The sequence below is a fragment of the Paenibacillus sp. BC26 genome (assembly GCF_900116125.1).
GTDB lineage: Bacteria > Bacillota > Bacilli > Paenibacillales > Paenibacillaceae > Paenibacillus_Z > Paenibacillus_Z lignilyticus.
Genome location: NZ_FPAD01000001.1, coordinates 1,195,486 through 1,217,661 on the forward strand (window position 1 = coordinate 1,195,486; position 22,176 = coordinate 1,217,661).

The window sequence follows — 22,176 nt, forward strand, 5'->3', positions numbered from 1 at the left end:
AGTGGTTGGTGTGGTGGCTTTTCGGCATTCTTTTGGCAAGCGGCTTGCTTTCATGATGTTGTCTATGATGCTTGTGTTGGTTGTCATTCCTCCTTCTCGGGCACATGCGACTGTGAGAGTGCTTGCGTTTGAACTCGATACGTACGGTTTACCCTATTTACTCGCCGGAGACACGATTGACTTTAGTTTCGGCGATGACCGGGCGCTTGGAACCAGTCTGGAATATGCCAAAATTTCTTATTCGGCGGACAACGGGCTGAATTGGAAACCCGTTCTGGATCTGAAAGTGAATGACCCGGGCTTTGGCACATACGGCTCCTTCAGCTTGCCCGAGGATCCAACGCTTACCTCGGCGCAAATCATGTTGGAGACGTTATACTCCCCGCTAATCGGCTCGAATAGTTACAACCGAACCATATTAGGCCCATTTAAGATTAGACAGGCGGGCGGGATAACGGATCTCACAGCGACTTCCCATGCGAATGGTTCGGTTACCTTGTCTTGGTCGGACAATACCAACATGGAGTCGTACTATCAAATCAAACGCGTCGGAGGAAAAGGCAAGGAGAAAATCTTCTATGTTCGCGACACGATGGAGCACACCGGCAATTTAACGTATTTGGATAAAGAGACGAGTTCGGATACGGTGTATGTCTATTCCGTCCTGCCGGTGATCGATCAATTCAAGCTGCCTGATTTCTTGAAGACCGGCGAGAAGAGTCTTATCGTGAAAACCAAAAAAGTCTTACTGATTATCGAAATCGGTAATGATAAAATCCAAGGCCCGATTAAGCTCCCGGATCTTACCGGAGGCGGCGGCACCAAACAGGAGCCGGCGAATCCTCCCCCGGCAACGCAGCCGCCGGCAGAGCCTACGGAAGCGATGCTGGAGCAGCTCGCGGCAGGTGCGAGCGAGTGGGCGAAGCATGACGTGAAAGATGCGATTAAGCTTAATTTAACAACGAACGCGGTATTAGGCCGATACAAGGATTCGATTACGCGTGAGGAATTCGCAAGTATTGCCGTGAAGCTGTACGAAGCTTTAAGCGGGAAAATGACGGGTCCGATCAGCTCGAATCCATTCACCGATACCGTGAATGCGGATGTGCTGAAGGCGAATAAACTGGGCATTGTATTTGGTTCGACGTTAACGGAGTTCTCGCCGCATGCGACGATTACGAGGCAGGAAATGTGCGTGATGCTCCTCCGGGCGATTAAAGCGGCTAAACCAGCCGGCAAGTACGATACGAGTGTTAAAACGACATTCGCGGATGAGGCGAAAATTGCGGCCTGGGCCAAAAACTCGGTTCACTTCGCAGCTAATGCAGGCGTCATGGGCGGCGTAGGCGGCGGGCGCATCGATCCGCTTGGCAAAACAACAAGAGAGCAGTCGATCATCCTAATCAGGCGCGCGTATCTGGCATTTATGAAGACCTAACCGAAAGTGGACCGTTTCCATTGCCTCATTACGGCAGGGGGACGGTCTTTTTGTGTCGTCGGAAGCGCGGCTATATGCAGTGCACAACGAAAAGGCCGCCTCGTAAAGTGTGGTTGCTTACACACTTTGGAGACAGCCTCTTAGCAAGCGGATCGGTAAATCAGCGTATTACCACCTTGTACTCCCTCAGCCACATATCAACCTGCAACAGATATGCGAACAGCTGCGGCCCGGACATCAATTGACCGAACCAAGGCAAGTTGCTGCTTGCTGCTTCGGATTCTGCGAGCTCGCGAATCTTCTTCACATTGATAAGCTGCAGCAGCGGGGAGGTGCCTTCATGGATGATCTCCAGAACCTGCTTGCGCACCGCGTTGAGGTAGTTCGGGTTGTGCGTTTTCGGATAAGGGCTTTTCTTCCGATAGAGCACATCATGTGGCAGCACGCCTTCCAGTGCCATACGGAGGATTCCTTTCTCCCGGTCACCGGCTGTTTTGACCGCCCATGGAATGTTGTATACATACTCCACGAGTCTGTGATCGCAATAAGGGACGCGTACTTCAAGGCCAACCGCCATACTCATCCGGTCTTTGCGGTCGAGCAGAGTCGGCATGAATCGCGTAATGTTCAGATACGACATTTGACGCATTTTGCGAGCTGCTGCGTCTTCGCCGGCCAGGTGCGGCACCTCAGCAATCGCATCCGAATACCGATCCCCGAGATAATCAAGCGGCCGAATCCATGCGGCAACGTCCTGCGAGAGCAGATCCGCTCTCATGCCTGCTGCAAGCGACCAAGGGAATGTACCTGCATTCAGCGCTTCCTCGCGGTGGAACCATGGATAACCGCCGAAGATTTCATCCGCAGCCTCTCCGGAAATCGCCACGGTTGCTTCCTTCTTGATTTCGCGGCAGAAGAGCAGCAGGGACGAATCCACATCCGCCATCCCCGGCATATCACGGGCTTGCATGGCTTCACGCAGCGAAGCAACAAGATCAGGCGTATCGAATACCATCGAATGATGGATCGTGCCCAGATGAGTGGTCATTCGTTCGATCCAAGGCGCATCCGCATTAGGCTGGAACGCATGGGCTTTGAAGTGTTTATCGTTATCTACATAATCGACGGAGAACGTATGGACGACGCCTTGCCCCGTTTCATTGTAGTAATTCACCGCAAGTGAAGTGAGCGCACTGGAGTCCAAGCCGCCTGAGAGCAGCGTACATAGCGGAACATCGGATACGAGCTGACGCTCTACCGTATCTTTCAGCAGATCGCCTACTGTTTTGGCCGTCTCCTGCACGGTTTCGGCGTGGGGCTTACTTTCTAGTTTCCAATAAGTACGGACGCTTAAGCCGGAACGGTTATAGATGGCACAGTGTCCCGGCAGCAGCTCGCCGATATCCCGGTAGACGCCGACCCCCGGCGTACGTGCAGGTCCGACGATAAAGATCTCGGCTAACCCTTCAGGGCCAATCTCCGGTTTGACGGCGGGATGCGCAAGCAGCGCCTTCGGCTCGGAGCCGAATACGAAGCGCCCCAGCTGTTTCGCATAGAAGAACGGTTTAACGCCGAGTCTGTCTCTGGCGATGAACAGCTGCTGTTCCTTGGAATCCCATAGGGCAAAAGCAAAGATACCGTTAAACTTCTCCACGCAGGAAGGACCCCATTCCATGTAGGCCACGAGCAATACTTCCGTGTCGCAGGTCGTTGTAAACCGTCTGCCTCGACTTTCGAGCTCACGCTTTAATTCGGGTGCGTTATACAGCTCCCCGTTATAAACAAGGACATACGTATCGTCATCAGACGTACGTACCATTGGTTGTGCACCGTTCGCAGGATCGATAACGGAGAGTCTCCGATGGCCTAGCGCACAATGCGGCGAGATCCAGGTACCCGATGCATCCGGGCCGCGGTTTGCCAGCGTTCCGGTCATTTTCTCGAGAGTGATGGATTGTTTTGTCAGGTCATCGGTCCAGTCGATCCAGCCCGTGAATCCACACATGGTGCTCATTCCTTTCTCTTAGAGCTTCAAACAGCGATACTATGATGGTTATGCGAAAAATATGGATAAAATGTCTGTCCGTGGGGGGATGCTAGAGCAATGAAGGAGGGTGTTTTCGATATGGTCAATGATCACGATGAGTCATTTTACGCACGTAAACCCTATTATGTGTCCGTACAGGCAGGCTCAATCTTAGAGGATCCAGAAGCGACTTCGTTTGAGTTTGCGATTACCGCAAATGAAGAAGAATTAAACCGTTTGCAAGAGTTGTTTGAGGAATATGCGTCGATGGATGAATTGCAAGCGAGCCAATATGCCACAACGCCGTTTAGTTCGGCAAGCGATAAGCAGATGAATGCAGGCGTAGATGCGATTCTTCTAGATGTCTATCGGCTATTGTACGAGCTGGGCACAACAGAGACGAAGAATCATATTGCCACGATGGGATTGTTTCCAGAGGGGAGTTTGAGATGATCGTGACGGATGCACGCGTCAGACGCGCGGTGAAGCGCGAGGGAGTTCCCAGCTGTGAAATCGAAGTTCATACCAATGACGCGGGCACGCCTGAATTGCTCGCTTATTTTGGCGCTTCGCGGGACAATGATTACGATATGATTGCGGTCGTCAAGAATGATGCCAAGACGGAAATCGATTGGTACGACAACAATATGCATCATGCTTTTACTAACGTCACCGATGAATTATTCGATACGCCGACGATGAAGACCGATTGGGGGGAGCGGGAGTCGTTCAAGGAACAGGTGCTGTCGTTCCCGGGGATTCGGGCGGAGATCGGCCGATTAATGGATTGGTCCTAATGCTGTAAAATGCTGCCTCTTTCACATTTCCTCATGGTACAATGTAAGCATAACTGACAAACCATACCACGTAGTCCAAGTGAGGGAGGCGAGGCAGCCTATGGGAACAACCTTGGTACGAAATGCAACGATTGTCACCATGAATAAACAGGACGAAATTGCAGTAGGCGATGTACTGTTCAAGGATGATCGCATTGTCTCTGTTGGCGGCCAGATTACGAGCGGTTATGATGCCGCCGCGACGACGGTCGTTGAAGCCAAAGGAAGGCTGCTGCTGCCCGGTTTCGTGCAAACGCATATCCATTTGTGTCAGACGTTATTTCGTGGCCGCGCGGACGATATGGCCCTTATGGATTGGCTGCGGACCCGGGTTTGGCCGCTGGAAGCGGCGCATGATGAGGAATCGGTTTATTACTCCGCGATGCTTGGCATCGGAGAATTATTGCGCAGCGGAACAACGACAATTCTGGATATGGAGACGGTGAGCCATACGGATTTTGCCTTCCAAGCCATCGCAAGCAGCGGGATCCGAGCGATCTCGGGCAAAGTGATGATGGATGCGGGCGGCGATGTGCCGGTTGGTTTGCAGGAAGATACGAAACGTTCGGTTGAAGAAAGCACGGCGTTGCTCGAGAAATGGCATGGCTATGACAATGGCCGAATCGGTTACGCCTACTGTCCGCGTTTCGTCGTTTCCTGTTCGGAAGAGCTGCTCAAAGAGGTGCGGGATTTATCGTTCCACTATCAGGTGCTCGTCCACACGCATGCGGCTGAGAATCGCGAGGAAATCGATCTGGTTATGCGCCAGCGCGGCATGCGCAACATCGTATATTTGGATCATATCGGGCTGACTTCGCCGCGGCTTGTCCTCGCACATTGCATTTGGCTGGATGATGAAGAAAAGGATATTCTCAGGCGAACGGGAACGAAAATGACCCATTGTCCGGGATCCAATCTGAAGCTGTCATCCGGCATTGCATTAGTTCCCGAGCTGTTGGAGCAGGGGATTGGGATGGGAATCGGTGCGGATGGCGCGCCTTGCAACAATACGCTGGATATGTTTCGGGAGATGCGTTTAACGGCACTGCTGCATAAAGTGCGATGTGGTCCGGAGTCGATGAATGCGCGAACGGTGCTGCGTATGGCAACGATCGGCGGGGCCGAGGCACTTGGACTGGATCATCTGATCGGCAGTATTGAACCGGGCAAGAAAGCAGATCTCGTTCTGCTGGATTTGAATGATTTTCATACCTTTCCGTCCTATGATGCGGATCCATATTCACGCGTCGTCTATGCGGCATCAAGAAGCAATGTGTCCGATGTGTGGGTCGACGGCAAGATGGTCGTGGAACGAGGGAAAGTAAGAACCGTTGATAAACGAACGGTACTCCGTGAGGCGGACCGATCGATAGCGCGATTGTTAAAACGAATCTGAGATAGAGAAAAGGCCGGCCGCTGCGTTAACTCGACTTGAGCTAACTTGGCGGTCGGCCTTTGTTTGCATGGCTGCTGATTATCCGTTCACAATCTCCCCGCCATTCACATGGAGGACTTGTCCACTCATGTAGGAGGAGTCCTCGCAAGCGAGATAGACGTACGCAGGTGCGAGTTCTTCGGGTTGTCCCGCACGTTTCATAGGTGTGTCGGAGCCGAATTTGGCTACGGTCTTCTCGTCGAACGTCGATGGGATGAGCGGCGTCCATATCGGCCCCGGAGCGACGGCGTTAACGCGAATGCCTTGAGCGGCAAGATTCATCGCGAGGGAGCGGGTGAAAGCTACCTGAGCTCCTTTGGTGGAGGAGTAATCGAGCAAATTCGCACTGCCATGATAGGCCGTTATCGATGTCGTGTTAATGATGGTCGCGCCTTTGGATAGATGCGGCAAAGCGGCTTGAGTCAGATAGAACATGCCGAATACGTTGGTTTTGAACGTTCGTTCAAGCTGTTGCGGCGTAATGAGCTCCAGCGAATCCTTCGGATGCTGTTCTGCCGCGTTGTTCACGACAATAGCAAGACTTCCCAATTGTGAGGTCGTATCATAGATGACCTTCTTGCAAAACTCGGGATCCCCTATATCGCCTGCGATGGTCAAGCATTTTCGGCCTAATCCTTCGATCAATCCTCGTATCTCATTCGCATCGCCATCTTCTTCTAAATAGACGATCGCAACATCTGCGCCTTCTTTGGCATACATCAGTGCGACTGCTCGGCCGATACCGCTGTCTCCTCCGGTAATGACGGCAACTTTGCCCGAGAGCTTGCCTGCCGCCTTATAGGCCGGTGCTTCAAACTGCGGGCGAGGGGTCATCTCGCTTTCAAGGCCGGGCTGTCGATTCTGATGCTGCGGCGGGAATGAGGTCGGTCTTTGCGGTGCTTGCTGGTTGGATGTCATCTTGTTAACCACTCCTTTCCAAGGAGTAGTTTGCGTCATTACAGCACGGTTGATTCGGCATTCCGTTTGCCCGCGGAGACATCCAGCAGGTAATCGGTGAATTGATGCAGCTGATGCAGCAGAACGCCGTTCTGCTGATCCAACAGTTTAACCGCATTACCGCTGACCAGCCCTTCGCGGGATAACATGGCCGTTTGCTTCAAATACAAGGCCCCGCCATCAGGGAAGACGCCGAATGTGCCGAGCGGCAGCTGGATGTTGAGGATGCTGATCGCCTTCAGCAGCTGGGCCTCATGTTCCTTCGAAGTTTGAGGAGCCAGCACGGCGAACGATTGGAAGAGATACACGCCTTCCTGGTTCAGCTCCTGCAAGCCCGGCAGGAAGCTCATCTCCAAATCGATGGTTGCTTCCCGTTCGCCGATTTCGGTAAAACGGATGATGAGAGAGGTGTATGGCGCATCATCGGTTGGTCCCATCAGCTGGGATGCGATATCAATATTTTCGTAGAAACGAAGCGTTCGCTTCAAGTAATCGATACTGATCACGTCTTCTTGCAAGGACATTCGGGTCAGTCTCCTTCGCTAGTTGTGCAGTTTCTTCGCAATCATTTCTTTCGTCGGTTTCTGCTTGGCGCTGTCAACGCGAAGTCCGATGCTCTCGATAATCGATCTGCTGTCCGCATCGTCGCCGCGTACCCCGGACTCAAACAGCATGCCTGCCAGATCCGTGACGATCTGGGCATAACACTGACTTACGCTGTTAAAGCCCTTCTCTTCAATGAGCTGCTGCCTGACTGTATCTTTGCCGATTTTCTCGTTCTCCGGCTTCTTCATCGCTTCGTCGACTTTAAGGACACGATCGACGAACGATTCTTTCCGTTTATATTTCTTATAAAATTTGACGATCGCGGCGACACCGCCGAGAATCGCAGCAAGCGCAATGAGGATTGGGCCGGCAGGGGAAGCGGCGGCGATTAGGAGGGCAGCGCCGCCTGCGACCATGAGCGCTCCTTTGACGGCTGTTGCTTTGTTCTTGTCTTTGTTCATTTCCTGCGTCGAACCGCCCAGGTTAGCGGCATGCCCGAGATCGGCGGCACGGGTATCGCTGGCTTGTTTCATTTTGTCTTCCATCTCATGCAGGTTCTTGGCGTTCTTCTTGTTCTCGCGGTAGCCGGCTACGCCGCTGACCATATAGGCCGCGCCGCCGATAATACCGGCAGCTCCGGCAGCGACAGTCGCGCCGGCGTTGAGCCCCATGTCCGCAACGGTACGAACGCTGTTCACCGTCCCTGCGCTGAAACGGGCCAGATCGGCCGCGCCGGCGCCGCCTTCTCCCACGATTTGCTGCGCTTTGCCGGTGTTGCTCAGCGATTCGTCATAGTTGTCGGTGGCATTGTAGATCTGCGAGATCGAGGCGAGTCCGCTAAGCGCTCCGGCGGCAGGTCCGATGCCTTCGGCAACAGGCAGGGCATCCTTTGCCCCTAATCCGGCGCTGATGGTAGCCGAACCGCCGGCGCCGCCCGTCGAAGCGGAAGTGCCGATTGCAGCGTAACCGAGATAGTCTTTGTCCGTATCCGCATTGTAGTTTTTGGTATCGGCTTTGCTGGCATCCCGAGAGATAACCGAGAACTTATCCCAATCGACCGATTTACTAATGAGGCCTTTCACCATCGTTTTCTTGACGTTATCCAGATCGACGAATCGTTTGGTGCCGCCGTTCATTGCGCGTATCGCCGACATTTTCTGTTCCGGTGTCAAGGCGTCGAAGTAAGCGAAGAGCGTGGTTTTCTTCTCTTTAGTGGCTTGTTCTTTCAGCCAGCCGTAGACTTCGCTGTACCCTGCCTTGCCCCTCAAATTGGCGGGGATCGGCGGTGGGGTGAACGCTGCCGGCGCAGCGGCGGCGGCCGGAGCTGAAGGCGCGGCAGGGGCTGCGGGAGCCGCCGGTGCGCTTGCGGTAACGGTCGGAGCCGTCACCGGAGCGGCGGCCGCTTCTTGCGCTTGCTGCTCCGCCGCTACCGGTGCTTGAGCAGCTGCCGGCGTCGCTCGGACTGTAGATGAAGCCGGACTGTTTACACGGTCAGGTCTTCCCATCCGAGCCGCACCGGTCTGACGCATGATCGTACCTTTGCTTGACTGCATCATCTGCAGCACAGCCTGATTGCCGGAAGCGCGCTGCATCTGGAGCAGCTTTCCGGGTTCCGAATCGCTTTCTCGACTGTTAGCCGACGAGGCTGCTGTACGGGTGCTCTGTTCGGCACTTTCACGCTGAATGGGCGAAGCGGGTTTACGCGTATGGCGATTTGAATCGGCAAATGAGCTCATTTCGACAGCCTCCGACATTGATAGTCATTATTCGCTAGAATGATAGACTAATAGTACCACATTTTCAGAGAAATCATGGGAATTATTGCAGTGTGCAATGAACTAAAATTTGTGGCTGGAAGGAAGACTCCATAATGGGATTGCCTTGCGGAGATGCTGTTGTTCGATAAGTCCATTAAGCCTTTTTGCCGGAATAGCGATCTTGGCTTCGTTATGAATTCAACTCTGTTCATGGGCCACAGAAATGCTGCTCAAATTGCAACTTATTAACCGTCTCAGCGGCGTTACTTCACAATTTGTTGCCTAGCATGCATCATTTTCATTGATATGAGCCTTTAGTTACGTTGATTAGGATGGGATTTTGCTTAACAAGCAACATTTCGGCCGTCAACGTAGAGAAACCCCAATCATGTTGCGTTAATGGCAACATGATTATTTGGGGAAACTGAGGCACTCCTGCTCGAAAACTTGATTCTCAATTAATGAAGTTGTCGAGTTGTCGGGAGAGGAATAGAAAACAAAAAAGCCTCCCGGGAAAGTGCCTAAGCACCATCCAACAGGAGGCTGTCTTTAGTATAAGTGTCTGAAACGCTAGGTAAAAATGGCGTCCCAGGAGGGATTCGAACCCCCGACAACACGCTTAGAAGGCGTGTGCTCTATCCAACTGAGCTACTGGGACACGTAAGAAGGAGTATATCACGGAGTGTTCCGGTAGTGCAACTACTTTTTTTGAAAAGAATTTAAAATGCTATGTATTTGTTAAATCATGGAGCGGGTGAAGGGAATCGAACCCTCGCCTCAAGCTTGGGAAGCTGGCGTTCTGCCATTGAACTACACCCGCACGGAAAAAACAAAGTAGACAAATAATAGCACAGCCTAAAATGGAAATCAACAGCAGAGAGTGATATAATCGAACTCTAACTGTACATAATACGCATTTCTGCAGGCAGTTTGACTGATAAGGCGGTGATTCTATTACAACCTCAGGCCCCTCGCAGGGTGATAACAGAGAGAATGTATATTTGTTTCCGAATATGCTGGATCAATATCAGAACCAACTGACGCGCATGCTTGAATCCGAACAATATGGAGAAGCTAAAGGACTGCTTCGTTTCTTGCTGAATTGCCAAGGCGAAGAGAAGCGTCATTACGAAGAATGGACCAATTTATTATCATGGCTGGATGTTGCTTTCCCGGGCTATGGAGACTCGAACGACAGCATACATATGGACTCCGCTGAGCCGGACGGCGATGAGGAGTCGCTTCGCCGGGAAGCGCTGAGTTCAGGCGAGCACGACGAAGCTTACGTGCAGCAGGTTCTTTATATCATGCAGCATCATCCTGTTGCCGATCAGCAAATTTTGGCATTGGAGCGCGCGGCTTATCTCAATCATCCAAGTGTCGACGAAACCATCATCACATGGCTGACGCGAACGGATTTGCATCCGGCACTTCAATTCAAGGCGCTGCAATCGTTGAAGAAGCGCGGCGTAACCGGGGCAATCAGGCTGGATCGTCTCGGGGAGCTGGTGGATCTCGAGATCGAAGCGACGCCGCTTTCGATGGATGAATTTCCGCCGGTGGTTACAAGGGTCGTAGAACGGGTAGAATCGGTAACAGAGGTACAGGAAGCATCGATGCCCCATTTTGCAAGAGAGCTGTGGAAAGAATGCTTGCAATGCTTGTACGGCACGACGGCTTACAGTCGGCTTTTGTCGGACGACGATGAGACCGTGGATTGCTATTCGGCTGCACTGCATCAAGTGCTTGAACTGTCACTTTATGGCAGAGTAGATGACGACGATGTGCGGGAAACTTACGGGATTACCGATGCTCTTCGGTTCCGTTATGAGCAGGCTTGCAGGTCGTTACGGCAAATCGCGCAATTAAAATTGGACGGTGATGGCGGCTAGTCTTGATATTAATGAAAATGTTGATTATAATAGAATGGTTTATTACGGGTAAGATCTGACGCAGAAGCGTTATTTAATTTGGAGGGGAAAGCATAACATGACAGCAACTTGGGAAAAAATAGACAAGAATCTTGTCTCCATCAACGTAGAGGTTGAGGCAGGACAAGTTAATGAAGCGATTGACAAGGCATTTAAGAAGGTTGTTCAGAAAGTAAACGTACCTGGTTTCCGTAAAGGTAAAGTACCACGGGGTATCTTCGAGAAGCGTTTCGGAATCGAAAGCTTGTACCAAGATGCAATCGACATTTTGCTTCCTGACACGTATGCAGCGGCACTGAAAGAAACCGGCGTAATCCCGGTTGATCGTCCTGACATCGATGTTGAGCAATTCGCGAAAGACCAAACGTTCAAGTATGTTGCAAAAGTAACCGTTAAGCCAGAAGTTGAGCTTGGCGAGTACAAAGGCATCGAAATTCCTTCTGCTGAAGCTGTAGTAACGGAAGAAGAAATTACTGCTGAACTTACTCGTCTGCAACAACGTCACGCTGAATTGAACGTGATCGAAGAAGGCGCAGCTGAGAACGGCGACACTGCAGTAATCGACTTTGACGGTTATGTTGACGGTGTAGCATTCGATGGCGGCAAGAGCGAGCGTCATTCCCTTGAGCTTGGTTCCGGCGCGTTCATCCCGGGCTTTGAAGATCAAGTTGTTGGTATGGCTACCGGCGATTTCAAGGATATCGAAATCACTTTCCCTGAGGAATACCATGCAGCTCACCTTGCAGGCAAACCTGCGGTATTCAAAGTGAAACTTCACGAAATCAAACGTAAGAGCCTTCCGGCACTTGACGATGAGTTCGCGAAAGACGTAAGCGAGTTCGATACGCTCGAAGAGTACAAGCAGGACCTGGCAACTAAACTTGCTGACAGAAAAGCAAAAGAAAACGAAGCAGCTCGCGAAACAGCAGTCGTTGAGAAAGCAGCTGAAGCGGCAGTAGTTGAAATTCCGGATGCAATGGTTGATTCCGAAACTTCGTTCATGCTTCGCGATTTCGAGAATCGTCTTCGCCAACAAGGCATGAACTTGGATCTGTACTACCAGTTCTCCGGCCAAGACGAAGCAGCTCTTCGCACTCAAATGCACGCTGACGCGATCAAACGCGTTCGCAACAACCTTGTTCTTGAGCAAATCGCGAAGAACGAAGGCATCACTACAAGCGAAGAAGATCTGAACGAAGAGCTTGAGAAACTTGCGAAACAATACAGCCGTTCGGTTGAAGAGATTCGTTCGATTTTCACAGCTAACGGCAACTTGGAAAACATCCAAGAGGATCTTGTTCTGCGCAAAACAATCAAGTTCTTGCTTGACAACAGCAAAACAGCTCCAGTAGTTGCATAAGAAATGAAACGATAAGGCACGTATTTACGTGCCTTATTTTATCCTCATCGCGGCCTCGCGGCAGGCGGAGGAAACCGAAACATACATATGTATTTGCCCGTATCGTATAATGTAATAGTCAGAAAAATGACATTACAACTGGAACATGTTAAAATAAGAACGGATTAGAAGAAAAAGCTTTAGCCGTTAATCACCGGTTAGGTGGAATTCTTCAAAAAGTCGATTACGAAAGAAGGTTGATCGCATGAATCTGGTGCCTATGGTCGTTGAGCAAACGAATCGGGGAGAACGTTCTTACGACATCTACTCCCGCTTATTGAAGGATCGGATTATTTTTCTGGGAAGTGCGATCGACGACGATGTTGCCAATGCCGTCATTGCGCAGTTGCTTTTCCTTGCAGCCGATGACCCGGAGAAGGACATTCATCTGTACATTAACTCGCCCGGCGGTTCAGTTACCGCAGGAATGGGTATTTATGATACGATGCAGTTTATCAAGCCGGACGTATCTACGATCTGCGTAGGCTTGGCTGCCAGCATGGGTTCACTTCTGCTTACGGCAGGAGCCAAAGGCAAGCGTTTCGCGCTGCCAAACAGCGAAGTTATGATTCACCAGCCTCTTGGAGGCGTGCGTGGTCAAGCTTCGGATATTAAGATTCACGCGGATTGGATTCTGAAGACCAAACAGAAGCTCAATCAGATTTTAGTGGATCGTACAGGTCAGCCTTATGACAGAATCGACCGTGATACGGATCGTGACTATTTCATGAGTGCTGAAGAGGCGTTGAACTACGGTCTGATCGATAAGGTCGTAACATCTCTGTAGGTCGCGCGAATCAACAAGAAGGGGTGAAAACTCATGTTCAAATTTAACGACGAAAAGGGCCAGTTGAAATGTTCGTTCTGCGGCAAATCGCAAGATCAAGTTCGCAAGCTCGTAGCCGGACCTGGCGTCTATATATGTGATGAATGTATCGAACTATGCACGGAGATCGTTGAAGAAGAGCTCGGTCATGAAGAAGAGCTGGATCTGAAAGATATTCCGAAGCCGCGCGATATTCGCAACATCTTGGATCAATACGTTATTGGTCAAGAACAAGCGAAGAAGTCGCTGTCTGTAGCGGTATACAACCACTACAAACGCGTCAACTCGCAGAATAAACTCGAAGATGTTGAATTGCAGAAGAGCAATATCTTGCTTGTAGGTCCTACAGGCTCAGGTAAAACACTTCTGGCTCAAACGATGGCTAAAATTTTGAACGTTCCGTTTGCTATCGCGGATGCGACTTCCCTTACGGAAGCCGGTTATGTCGGTGAAGACGTTGAGAATATTTTGCTCAAACTGATTCAAGCTGCAGATTACGATGTGGAGAAGGCTGAACGCGGCATCATCTACATCGATGAGATTGATAAAGTAGCGCGCAAATCCGAGAATCCGTCGATTACACGTGACGTTTCCGGTGAAGGCGTACAGCAAGCGCTCCTCAAAATTCTTGAAGGCACAGTTGCTTCCGTACCACCGCAAGGCGGCCGTAAGCATCCGCACCAAGAATTTATTCAAATCGATACGACAAACATCTTGTTCATTTGCGGCGGTGCATTCGACGGTCTTGAATCGTTGATCAAACGCCGGATTGGCAAGAAGGTTATTGGATTCAACGCTGCCGGAGACGGTCAGAAGGATCTGAAGCCGGGTGAATATTTGTCGATGGTACTTCCGGAAGACTTGCTCAAATTCGGTTTGATTCCGGAGTTTGTCGGCCGTTTACCGGTCATCTCGACACTGGAGCCGCTTGACGAAGGCGCGCTTGTCCGTATCCTCTCCGAGCCGAAGAATGCGCTCGTGAAGCAGTATCAGAAGCTGCTTGAGATGGACAATGTGAAGCTTGAGTTCGAAGCTGCGGCACTTGATGCAATCGCGAAAGAAGCGATCAAGCGTAATACAGGTGCACGTGGATTGAGAGCGATTATTGAAGGGCTGATGCTCGACGTGATGTACGAAGTACCTTCGCGCGACGATGTTAGCAGCTGCCTGATTACAGAGAAGGTCGTTCAAGACCGGATCATGCCAGAGCTTGTTTCCAAGAAGGGCAAGAAGAAGGAAGAAAGCGCCTGATCCAATAAATAACACCTCAAATGCTTCCACCCCTGCGGCGCGGCAACGCTAACCGCAGGGGTGGACTTTGACGTTCATGGGAGAGGTTACCTGATGTATTTGCGCAAAGATACAGTGCCGGTCAAAGTCGGTCCGCTGACGATTGGCGGCAGTGATGAAGTTATTATTCAAAGTATGTGCACGACCAAAACAGCGGATGTTGAGGCTACCGTTGCCGAGATTCTGCGCCTGGAAGAAGCAGGCTGCCAAGTTGTTCGGGTTACCGTCAATAACAAGGAAGCTGCTGAGGCAATCAAAGAGATCAAGAAACGCATTCATATTCCGCTTGTTGCGGATATTCATTTCGATTACCGCCTTGCCCTTGCTGCGATTGAGAACGGTGTAGATAAGGTTCGGATCAATCCGGGCAATATCGGACGCCGCGAGAAAGTCGAAGCTGTCGTGAAGGCGTGCAAAGAGAAGAACATTCCGATTCGTATCGGAGTTAATGCCGGCTCGCTGGAAAACCACTTACTTGAGAAGTATGGTTACCCTACTCCCGAAGCCATGGTGGAGAGCGCACTTTTTCATATCGGAATTTTGGAAGAGCTTGATTTCCACGATATCATCGTATCGCTTAAAGCTTCTGACGTGCCGATGGCGATTGAAGCCTACCGTATGGCTGCCGAAGTTATTCGTTATCCGCTTCACCTTGGCATTACGGAAGCCGGAACCCTTCATACGGGAACGATTAAGAGCTCGGCCGGTATTGGTGCACTGCTCGCCATGGGCATCGGGAACACCGTTCGAATCAGCCTTAGCGCGGACCCTGTAGAAGAAGTGAAAGTAGCGCGTGAATTGCTGAAGACCTTCGGTCTGATTACGAACGCTGCAACGCTGGTTTCTTGCCCGACATGTGGCCGACTGGATATCGACCTGTTCTCTATCGCCAATGAGGTGGAGGAGTACATCAGCAAAATCAAGGTGCCGATTAAGGTTTCCGTTCTTGGCTGCGCAGTTAACGGCCCGGGTGAAGCGCGCGAGGCGGACATCGGGATTGCGGGCGCAAGAGGCGAAGGCATGCTCTTCCGTTACGGAGAGATGATTCGTAAAGTGCCTGAAGCCGAGCTTCTCTCCGAGCTGAAGAAGGAAATTGACGAGATTGTCCGCGTGTTTGAAGAGACCGGCGAAATTCCGGGGCGCAAGCATCAGCCCGGACCTCATGTAACGACATAGGAAAGCCATTCAAACTTTACGTATTCATAGCGATTATTCCATCCGGCCGGGGGCAATACTGAACAGTATGAGCCCCGTAAAGCCGGATTTTTTGTATGAAGAAAAACGGCGTAAGCCGTTTCTTTTCTTTTCAGCCCGAGAAGGAACGAAACCGCGCTCGCCGCTAGTCTTCTTAAGAGAGGAGTAATTGCTATGAGTTTAAGTTTGATTTTGATGTTGATCCAGGTGTTTTTCGCTATCGTGATTGGTTTGTACTTCTGGAATTTGCTGCGCAATCAGAAAACAAATCGAACGGCTGTCGACCGAGAGTCCCGTAAAGAAATGGATAAATTACGTAAGCTGCGCTCGGTTTCGCTGACGAAACCTTTGTCTGAGAAAACACGGCCGCAAACGATAAATGATATTGTGGGGCAACGGGACGGCCTGCGTGCGCTCAAAGCGGCGATGTGCAGCGCGAATCCGCAGCATGTCATTATCTATGGTCCTCCGGGCGTTGGGAAAACCGCTGCAGCAAGGGTGGTACTGGAGGAAGCGAAGAAGAATCCGAGCTCTCCATTCTTGCAGGATGCGAAATTTACGGAAATCGACGCGACAACGGCTCGCTTCGACGAACGCGGGATCGCGGATCCGCTTATCGGCTCCGTGCATGATCCGATTTATCAAGGAGCAGGCGCAATGGGCGTCGCCGGTATTCCGCAGCCGAAGCCCGGCGCAGTCACGAAAGCGCATGGCGGGATGCTGTTTATTGATGAAATAGGTGAATTGCATCCGATTCAGATGAATAAGTTGTTAAAAGTACTGGAAGATCGCAAGGTGTATCTGGAAAGCGCGTATTACAATTCCGAGGATAACAATATCCCGATGTACATCCATGACATTTTCCAAAATGGCTTGCCTGCTGATTTCCGCCTTGTTGGCGCTACGACGCGTTCACCGCAGGAGCTGCCGCCGGCGCTTCGTTCGCGCTGCATGGAAATCTATTTCCGCCCGCTGCTGCCCGATGAGATCTCCCAAATTGCCGTCAATGCACTGAAGAAGATCGGCTTGCCGCCGTCCCAAGAAGCCATTGACGTCGTAACGCGTTATGCAACGAATGGCCGTGAAGCCGTTAATGTCATCCAGCTTGCCGCAGGGCTCGCGCTGTCGGAGAAACGCGATACGATATCGGCCGCCGACATTGAGTGGGTCGTCAACAGCAGTCAAATCCCGCCGCGTCCTGACCGTAAGGTGCCGACAGCGCCGCAAGTAGGTTTTGTGAACGGACTGGCCGTATACGGACCGAATATGGGAACGCTCCTGGAGATCGAGGTTAGCGCAATCGGAGCCAGAGCCGGAAAAGGTGTATATACAATCACAGGTGTTGTAGACGAGGAAGAACTGGGCGGCGGAAGCAGCAGAACGCTCAGACGCAAAAGCATGGCTAAAGGCTCCATCGAGAACGTCCTTACGGTCCTAAGAAGAATGGGCATGAAACCGGAAAATTACGATTTGCACATTAACTTCCCGGGCGGAACACCGATTGACGGCCCGTCTGCCGGTATCGCGATGGCTACGGCAATTGCCTCTGCCATTAAAGGAGAGCCGATCAGCAATAAGCTTGCTATGACCGGTGAGGTAGGTATCCATGGTAATGTGAAGCCTGTCGGCGGCGTGCTGGCCAAAGTCGAGGCAGCTTTCCAAGCCGGAGCGGATACGGTATTGATCCCAAGAGAAAATTGGCAGGCTATCTTCGCTGATTTGCAAGGTGTGCAGGTTATTCCTGTCGAGCATGTGGATGAGGTGTTCCGCCATGTGTTTGGTGCTGAAGATACGCAAATGCAGTCTGCTTCGCAGGCGCCTGCAGCCGACGTATTTATCGCAACAGGACTGCCCTATTTGCAGGCGGATTCCGTTGAGTGATAAAATGGATGAAAGCCCTAAGACTTAAGGCCGAAGGAATCGGTTACGAAAGATCTGTGAGGAAGCTTCAAAGACGGAGGTGCTGGAATGGGACCTGCTAAATGGAAAGGTCGTCGTATGCCCCTGCTGCCGCTACGGGGGCTGCTTGTATACCCCAGCATGGTGCTGCATCTGGATGTAGGCAGGGAGAAGTCGGTGCGCGCGCTTGATCGCGCCATGCTGGACGATCATATGATTTTGCTATGTTCGCAATCGGAAGTGAATATTGAAGAGCCATCGCAGGAAGATATCTACCGGGTCGGCACGGCCGCAAGAGTCAGACAAATGCTTAAGCTGCCGAACGGTACGATCCGCGTGCTGGTGGAAGGCGTTGTCCGTGCCGAGATTGTCGATTATTTGCCGAATGACGATTACTACGAGGTCACGATTAAAGAACTGCCGGAGGCGGAATCGACGGATCCGGAAATTGATGCTCTCATGCGGACGGTGCTTAATCAGTTCGAGCATTACATCAATTTGTCGAAGAAAGTGACGCCGGAGACATTGGCAGCTGTTTCGGATATTGATGAGCCGGGCAGGCTTGCCGATGTGATCTCCAGCCATCTGTCGCTTAAGATCAAGGATAAGCAGGATATTCTTGAAACGATTGATGTGCGGGAGCGGCTCGAGCGCTTGCTGGATATTCTGAACAACGAGCGCGAAGTGCTGGAGTTGGAACGCAAGATCAGTCAGCGTGTGAAGAAGCAGATGGAGAAGACACAGAAGGAATACTATTTGCGCGAGCAAATGAAAGCCATTCAGAAGGAGCTCGGCGAGAAAGAAGGCCGTGCCGGCGAAGTGGAAGAGCTTCGCGCACAGATGGCGGACTCCGGTATTCCGGATAAAGTGAAAGAGAAGGTCGAGAAGGAAATCGACCGTCTGGAGAAGATGCCATCGACTTCGGCCGAGGGCGGTGTCATCCGCAATTATATTGATTGGCTCCTTTCCTTACCTTGGAACAAGCTGACGGAAGATGATTTGAATGTGGCAAAAGCGGAAGCTATTCTTAACGAGGATCATTACGGACTCGAGAAGCCGAAGGAACGCGTGCTGGAATACTTAGCGGTACAGCAGCTCGTGAAGAAGCTGAAAGGCCCGATTCTTTGCTTGGTTGGCCCTCCGGGGGTTGGTAAAACCTCGATGGCTCGTTCAATCGCGAAGTCGCTTGGCAGACAGTTTGTGCGAATCTCACTTGGCGGCGTACGCGACGAAGCTGAAATTCGCGGTCATCGCCGTACATACGTCGGCGCGATGCCGGGCCGGATTATTCAAGGCATGAAGACGGCAGGTTCGCTCAATCCGGTGTTCTTGCTTGATGAGATCGATAAGATGGCGATGGATTTCCGCGGCGATCCTGCATCTGCTCTGCTTGAGGTGCTTGATCCCGAGCAAAACAATACGTTCAGCGATCATTTTATCGAAGTGCCGTTCGATCTCTCGAACGTCATGTTCGTGACGACGGCCAATGCCATCCACAACATTCCAAGGCCGCTGCTCGATCGGATGGAAGTGCTGTACATTCCCGGTTATACAGAACTTGAGAAGCTGCAAATCGCGAATCGCTACTTGCTGCCGAAACAGAAACGCGAGCATGGCTTGCTTGAAGAGCAAGTGGATCTCGGAGAAGACGGATTATTGCAGATCATTCGCGAGTACACAAGAGAATCCGGCGTGCGTAATCTGGAGCAGCAAATTGCGGCGATGTGCCGGAAAGCTGCGAAAGCCATCGTGACGGACGAGAACGTAACGCCGATTAAGGTGGACTCCGCGAAAATTAAAGAATGGCTCGGACCGTCCAAGTTCCGGTACGGCATGGCGGAGGTCGAAGATCAAATCGGCGCCGTTACAGGCCTTGCTTGGACAGAAGTTGGCGGCGATACGCTCGTTATTGAGGTAACGGTGCTGCCGGGAAGCGGGAAGCTCACGTTGACAGGCAAGCTCGGCGATGTGATGAAGGAATCTGCGCAGGCAGCCTTCAGCTATACGCGCTCCCGTGCCAATGAGCTTGGGATTGATCCGCTATTCCATGAGAAAAATGATATCCATATCCATATTCCTGAAGGTGCGATTCCGAAGGATGGACCGTCAGCGGGCATTACGATGGCGACGGCACTTATTTCTGCTTTAACGAATCGTCTGGTGGATAAAGAAGTGGCGATGACCGGAGAGATTACGCTGCGCGGCCGCGTGCTGCCGATTGGCGGTCTCAAAGAGAAATCGCTCGCAGCGCACCGGGCGGGCATCAAGAAGGTGCTGATTCCCAAAGACAACGAGCGTGACTTGCGCGATGTACCAGACAGCGTCAGAGCCGATTTGGAGTTCGTTCCCGTCAGCTCGATGGATGAGGTTATCAAGCACGCGCTTGTCAAAGTGGAGGCAGCAGCACCGGTACAGACGCATTAAGAAAGCAGGTTGCTTAAACGTGAAGATTAAGAATGTTGAATTTGTTATTTCCGCCGTAAGGCCGGATCAATATCCTGTAGATGCCTTGCCAGAGTTCGCTCTGGCAGGGCGTTCTAATGTCGGCAAATCATCGCTCATCAATAAGATGATTATGCGCAAAGGGTTAGCCAGAACGAGCTCGCAGCCGGGCAAGACGCAGCAGCTCAATTATTACCGTGTGAATGAAGAAGTTTACTTGGTCGATTTCCCCGGTTACGGCTATGCCAAAGTATCGAAAGTACAGCGTGCACAGTTCGGCACGATGATCGAGACCTTCCTAAGCGACCGTGAACCGCTGAAGATGGTTTTTCTTATCATCGACATTCGCCATGAACCATCCGTGGACGACTGCCTCATGTACGACTGGTTGAAGCATTATGAAATTCCGGTTTGCGTCGTGACGACGAAGGCGGACAAGATTCCGAAGAGCAAGTGGGATAAGCATGTGAAGATGGTGAAAAAGAAGCTGGGCTTCCAGACGGGGGATTTCCATGTTCTCTTCTCTTCTGAGACAGGCCTCGGCCGCGATGAGCTTTGGGCAATCATAAATCAAACGATAGCGGAAACAAGCGAAGAAGCGGAAGAAACGGAAGAAGTTTCAATCGAAAAGTGAGGATAACGCATAAAAGCAACGACTCTTCGTAAAATCTCCTTGATTATTCAGAAATATGCGTGAATATCGCGAATGGGCGGCAGGAATAAACCGCTTCGATCGGGTATAATATAGGTAAGCAACTGATTTACAAACGCGTTACTTTATAGAATTGAGGAGATTTTTATGGCTCAGCGGATAGCCACGGAGTATGTCAATGCTTCTCTGCAATTAACGGCTGAAGAGATGGCGGGATTTGTCCGGTTTTTTGAAGACCAGCATATTAAGCAGCAGGTGCGGGTACTAGAGAACGGCAATCACGAGATGGTTCTCGAGGACGACGCAGGACGAGAAGAAGTCCGCCTTACTTTCGAACGTAAGCAAGACTTGTACGTATGCGCACTTTCGTGCCGTATTGTACATCCGAGACTTACGAACGCAATGCGCAAAGCGGTATCGTTGTTCCGCGGAGATGCAGTCGTCAATCGCATTTATCCACATTATACGATGATCTATCATTATGCTGAAGGAACTGTTCGCAAAATTGTCGAAATCAAGAACAATGAGTCGAGAGTGATCTTTGAATTCAAAGATACCGTCGGTCAGCTTGAAGCGACTTTCCGCGTGAACGACATCGAGAAGGAAATTGAAATCGTGCAAGTTGCGATTAATCAATTGCTCGATTTACGCAACCAATGCAGTGATCGCGGGCAAATATCGCTTATCGATCAACGGCTGGCACAGCATGCAAGAGCGCTGTTCTTAATGGAAGCTTAAGCAAAGCCGTAGAGCATCATACTTCGAAAGCCGCTCATTTGCGGCTTTTTTTATTTATATTAAATTTTGCAGAGGACCATCACCAGCTCAACTAAACGTACATACGTTGTTTACTGGAGTTTACTGCATGTTGTCAACTTAAATCTGCCCAAAAAAACTGTTGCATTTCTGAGCGATAGATGTTATTTTTATTTTCGTTGCAATGAATAGGAACCAGGATTCACTCAGGACATGGTAATGTTGCGAGAGGAAAGTCCCTCGGGCAGTGAATGACGTAGGTCCTAGCGGATGAAATTACAAAACATTTTATTCCTAGGAAGGGGGAACCGAGAGATGGAATATTCAACTTTCGGAAGACACGTTGCTGTTGACACTTGGGGTGTAGATTTTGACCTGCTCAACAACGCGGAATTTTTACAAGCCCAAATGGTAGAAGCTGCAGAGGCATGCGGCGCTACAGTACTCTCAGTTCAAGCCAAACAATTTGAGCCACAAGGCGCAACAGTGCTCGTACTGCTGTCAGAAAGTCATCTTTCCATTCACACGTATCCTGAGAGAGGCTTCGCTGCTCTTGATTGCTATACATGTGGAGAAACAGTCGATCCGCAATTGGCGATTGACTACATGATGTCTGTTTTGAAACCAAAAGTAACACATGCTAAGAAACTTGTTCGCGGTATGGGTGAACTGCAAGTCGTGGAAGCGGATATGAAGCAAGTTGAGCTTGTGTAGCATTTTCATATGACTAAAGAGGGGCCATGGAGAAATCCGTGGCCTTTTTTGATGGCATAAACCAAACTGCGCGTTTTC

At 51.0% G+C, this 22,176-nt stretch carries 18 protein-coding genes and 2 tRNA genes; 14 read left to right on the forward strand and 6 right to left on the reverse strand.

Annotated elements, in window-relative coordinates; genetic code table 11:
* Positions 1-10 precede the first annotated feature (10 nt).
* On the forward strand, positions 11-1,438 hold the full coding sequence (locus BM412_RS04960) for an S-layer homology domain-containing protein (protein WP_091214706.1): 1,428 nt from the start codon (positions 11-13) through the stop codon (positions 1,436-1,438).
* A 160-nt stretch (positions 1,439-1,598) separates the two neighbouring features.
* Here the strand turns inward: BM412_RS04960 and asnB are convergent, their stop codons facing one another.
* Positions 1,599-3,443 carry an asparagine synthase (glutamine-hydrolyzing) gene (gene asnB, locus BM412_RS04965; protein WP_091214709.1) on the reverse strand — a complete coding sequence of 615 codons (1,845 nt, stop codon included), beginning with the start codon at positions 3,441-3,443 and terminating at the stop codon, positions 1,599-1,601.
* A 99-nt stretch (positions 3,444-3,542) separates the two neighbouring features.
* Here asnB and BM412_RS04970 point away from each other — a divergent pair, with 99 nt between their 5' ends.
* The 3 genes from BM412_RS04970 to BM412_RS04980 all read left to right on the forward strand — a co-directional run bounded on the left by BM412_RS04970 (position 3,543) and on the right by BM412_RS04980 (position 5,696).
* Complete coding sequence (locus tag BM412_RS04970) at positions 3,543-3,917, forward strand: hypothetical protein (RefSeq protein ID WP_256256122.1); 375 nt, start codon at positions 3,543-3,545, stop codon at positions 3,915-3,917.
* Positions 3,914-4,261: a hypothetical protein gene (locus tag BM412_RS04975; protein ID WP_091214715.1), complete on the forward strand. Its 348-nt coding sequence runs from the start codon at positions 3,914-3,916 to the stop codon at positions 4,259-4,261. Before BM412_RS04970 ends, BM412_RS04975 begins: the two co-directional genes overlap by 4 nt.
* A gap of 100 nt (positions 4,262-4,361) precedes the next feature.
* Positions 4,362-5,696, forward strand: a complete 1,335-nt coding sequence (locus BM412_RS04980) for a 5'-deoxyadenosine deaminase (RefSeq protein ID WP_091214719.1) — start codon at positions 4,362-4,364, stop codon at positions 5,694-5,696.
* 78 nt (positions 5,697-5,774) lie between these two features.
* Here BM412_RS04980 and BM412_RS04985 read toward each other — a convergent pair whose 3' ends face one another.
* From BM412_RS04985 to BM412_RS05005, 5 genes are all read right to left on the reverse strand, one after another.
* Positions 5,775-6,653: an SDR family oxidoreductase gene (locus tag BM412_RS04985; RefSeq protein ID WP_091214720.1), complete on the reverse strand. Its 879-nt coding sequence runs from the start codon at positions 6,651-6,653 to the stop codon at positions 5,775-5,777.
* Positions 6,654-6,691: 38 nt separating this feature from the next.
* Positions 6,692-7,216 (reverse strand): hypothetical protein, encoded by a 525-nt coding sequence (locus BM412_RS04990; protein ID WP_091214723.1) that lies wholly within the window; start codon positions 7,214-7,216, stop codon positions 6,692-6,694.
* Positions 7,217-7,234: 18 nt separating this feature from the next.
* Entirely contained in the window at positions 7,235-8,974 is a 1,740-nt protein-coding gene (locus BM412_RS04995; RefSeq protein WP_091214726.1) for a hypothetical protein, read from the reverse strand.
* 602 nt (positions 8,975-9,576) lie between these two features.
* A tRNA-Arg gene (locus tag BM412_RS05000) sits at positions 9,577-9,653 on the reverse strand.
* A gap of 88 nt (positions 9,654-9,741) precedes the next feature.
* Positions 9,742-9,815: transfer RNA gene (locus BM412_RS05005), tRNA-Gly, on the reverse strand.
* A gap of 193 nt (positions 9,816-10,008) precedes the next feature.
* Here BM412_RS05005 and BM412_RS05010 point away from each other — a divergent pair.
* The 10 genes from BM412_RS05010 (at position 10,009) to speD (ending at position 22,098) form a co-directional block, all read left to right on the forward strand.
* Entirely contained in the window at positions 10,009-10,887 is an 879-nt protein-coding gene (locus tag BM412_RS05010; RefSeq protein ID WP_091220193.1) for a hypothetical protein, read from the forward strand.
* A gap of 97 nt (positions 10,888-10,984) precedes the next feature.
* On the forward strand, positions 10,985-12,286 hold the full coding sequence (gene tig, locus BM412_RS05015) for a trigger factor (RefSeq protein WP_091214728.1): 1,302 nt from the start codon (positions 10,985-10,987) through the stop codon (positions 12,284-12,286).
* A gap of 244 nt (positions 12,287-12,530) precedes the next feature.
* On the forward strand, positions 12,531-13,112 hold the full coding sequence (gene clpP, locus BM412_RS05020; RefSeq protein WP_091214731.1) for an ATP-dependent Clp endopeptidase proteolytic subunit ClpP: 582 nt from the start codon (positions 12,531-12,533) through the stop codon (positions 13,110-13,112).
* Between the two features lie 33 nt (positions 13,113-13,145).
* A complete protein-coding gene (clpX, locus tag BM412_RS05025; RefSeq protein ID WP_091214734.1) occupies positions 13,146-14,402 on the forward strand; it encodes an ATP-dependent protease ATP-binding subunit ClpX in 1,257 nt (418 codons plus the stop codon).
* Positions 14,403-14,495: 93 nt separating this feature from the next.
* On the forward strand, positions 14,496-15,617 hold the full coding sequence (gene ispG / locus BM412_RS05030; RefSeq protein ID WP_091214737.1) for a flavodoxin-dependent (E)-4-hydroxy-3-methylbut-2-enyl-diphosphate synthase: 1,122 nt from the start codon (positions 14,496-14,498) through the stop codon (positions 15,615-15,617).
* Between the two features lie 192 nt (positions 15,618-15,809).
* Positions 15,810-17,516, forward strand: coding sequence for an ATP-dependent protease LonB (gene lonB / locus BM412_RS05035; RefSeq protein ID WP_091214740.1), 1,707 nt, complete (start codon positions 15,810-15,812; stop codon positions 17,514-17,516).
* An 87-nt stretch (positions 17,517-17,603) separates the two neighbouring features.
* Positions 17,604-19,958, forward strand: a complete 2,355-nt coding sequence (gene lon / locus BM412_RS05040; protein ID WP_091214742.1) for an endopeptidase La — start codon at positions 17,604-17,606, stop codon at positions 19,956-19,958.
* A gap of 19 nt (positions 19,959-19,977) precedes the next feature.
* Positions 19,978-20,610 (forward strand): ribosome biogenesis GTP-binding protein YihA/YsxC, encoded by a 633-nt coding sequence (gene yihA, locus BM412_RS05045; RefSeq protein WP_091214745.1) that lies wholly within the window; start codon positions 19,978-19,980, stop codon positions 20,608-20,610.
* Positions 20,611-20,775: 165 nt separating this feature from the next.
* The gene (locus BM412_RS05050) at positions 20,776-21,366 is read left to right on the forward strand and encodes a non-ribosomal peptide synthetase module (RefSeq protein ID WP_091214748.1); all 591 of its coding nucleotides are present in this window, start codon (positions 20,776-20,778) and stop codon (positions 21,364-21,366) included.
* Positions 21,367-21,699: 333 nt separating this feature from the next.
* Positions 21,700-22,098 carry an adenosylmethionine decarboxylase gene (speD, locus tag BM412_RS05055; protein WP_090983026.1) on the forward strand — a complete coding sequence of 133 codons (399 nt, stop codon included), beginning with the start codon at positions 21,700-21,702 and terminating at the stop codon, positions 22,096-22,098.
* Positions 22,099-22,176 lie beyond the last annotated feature (78 nt).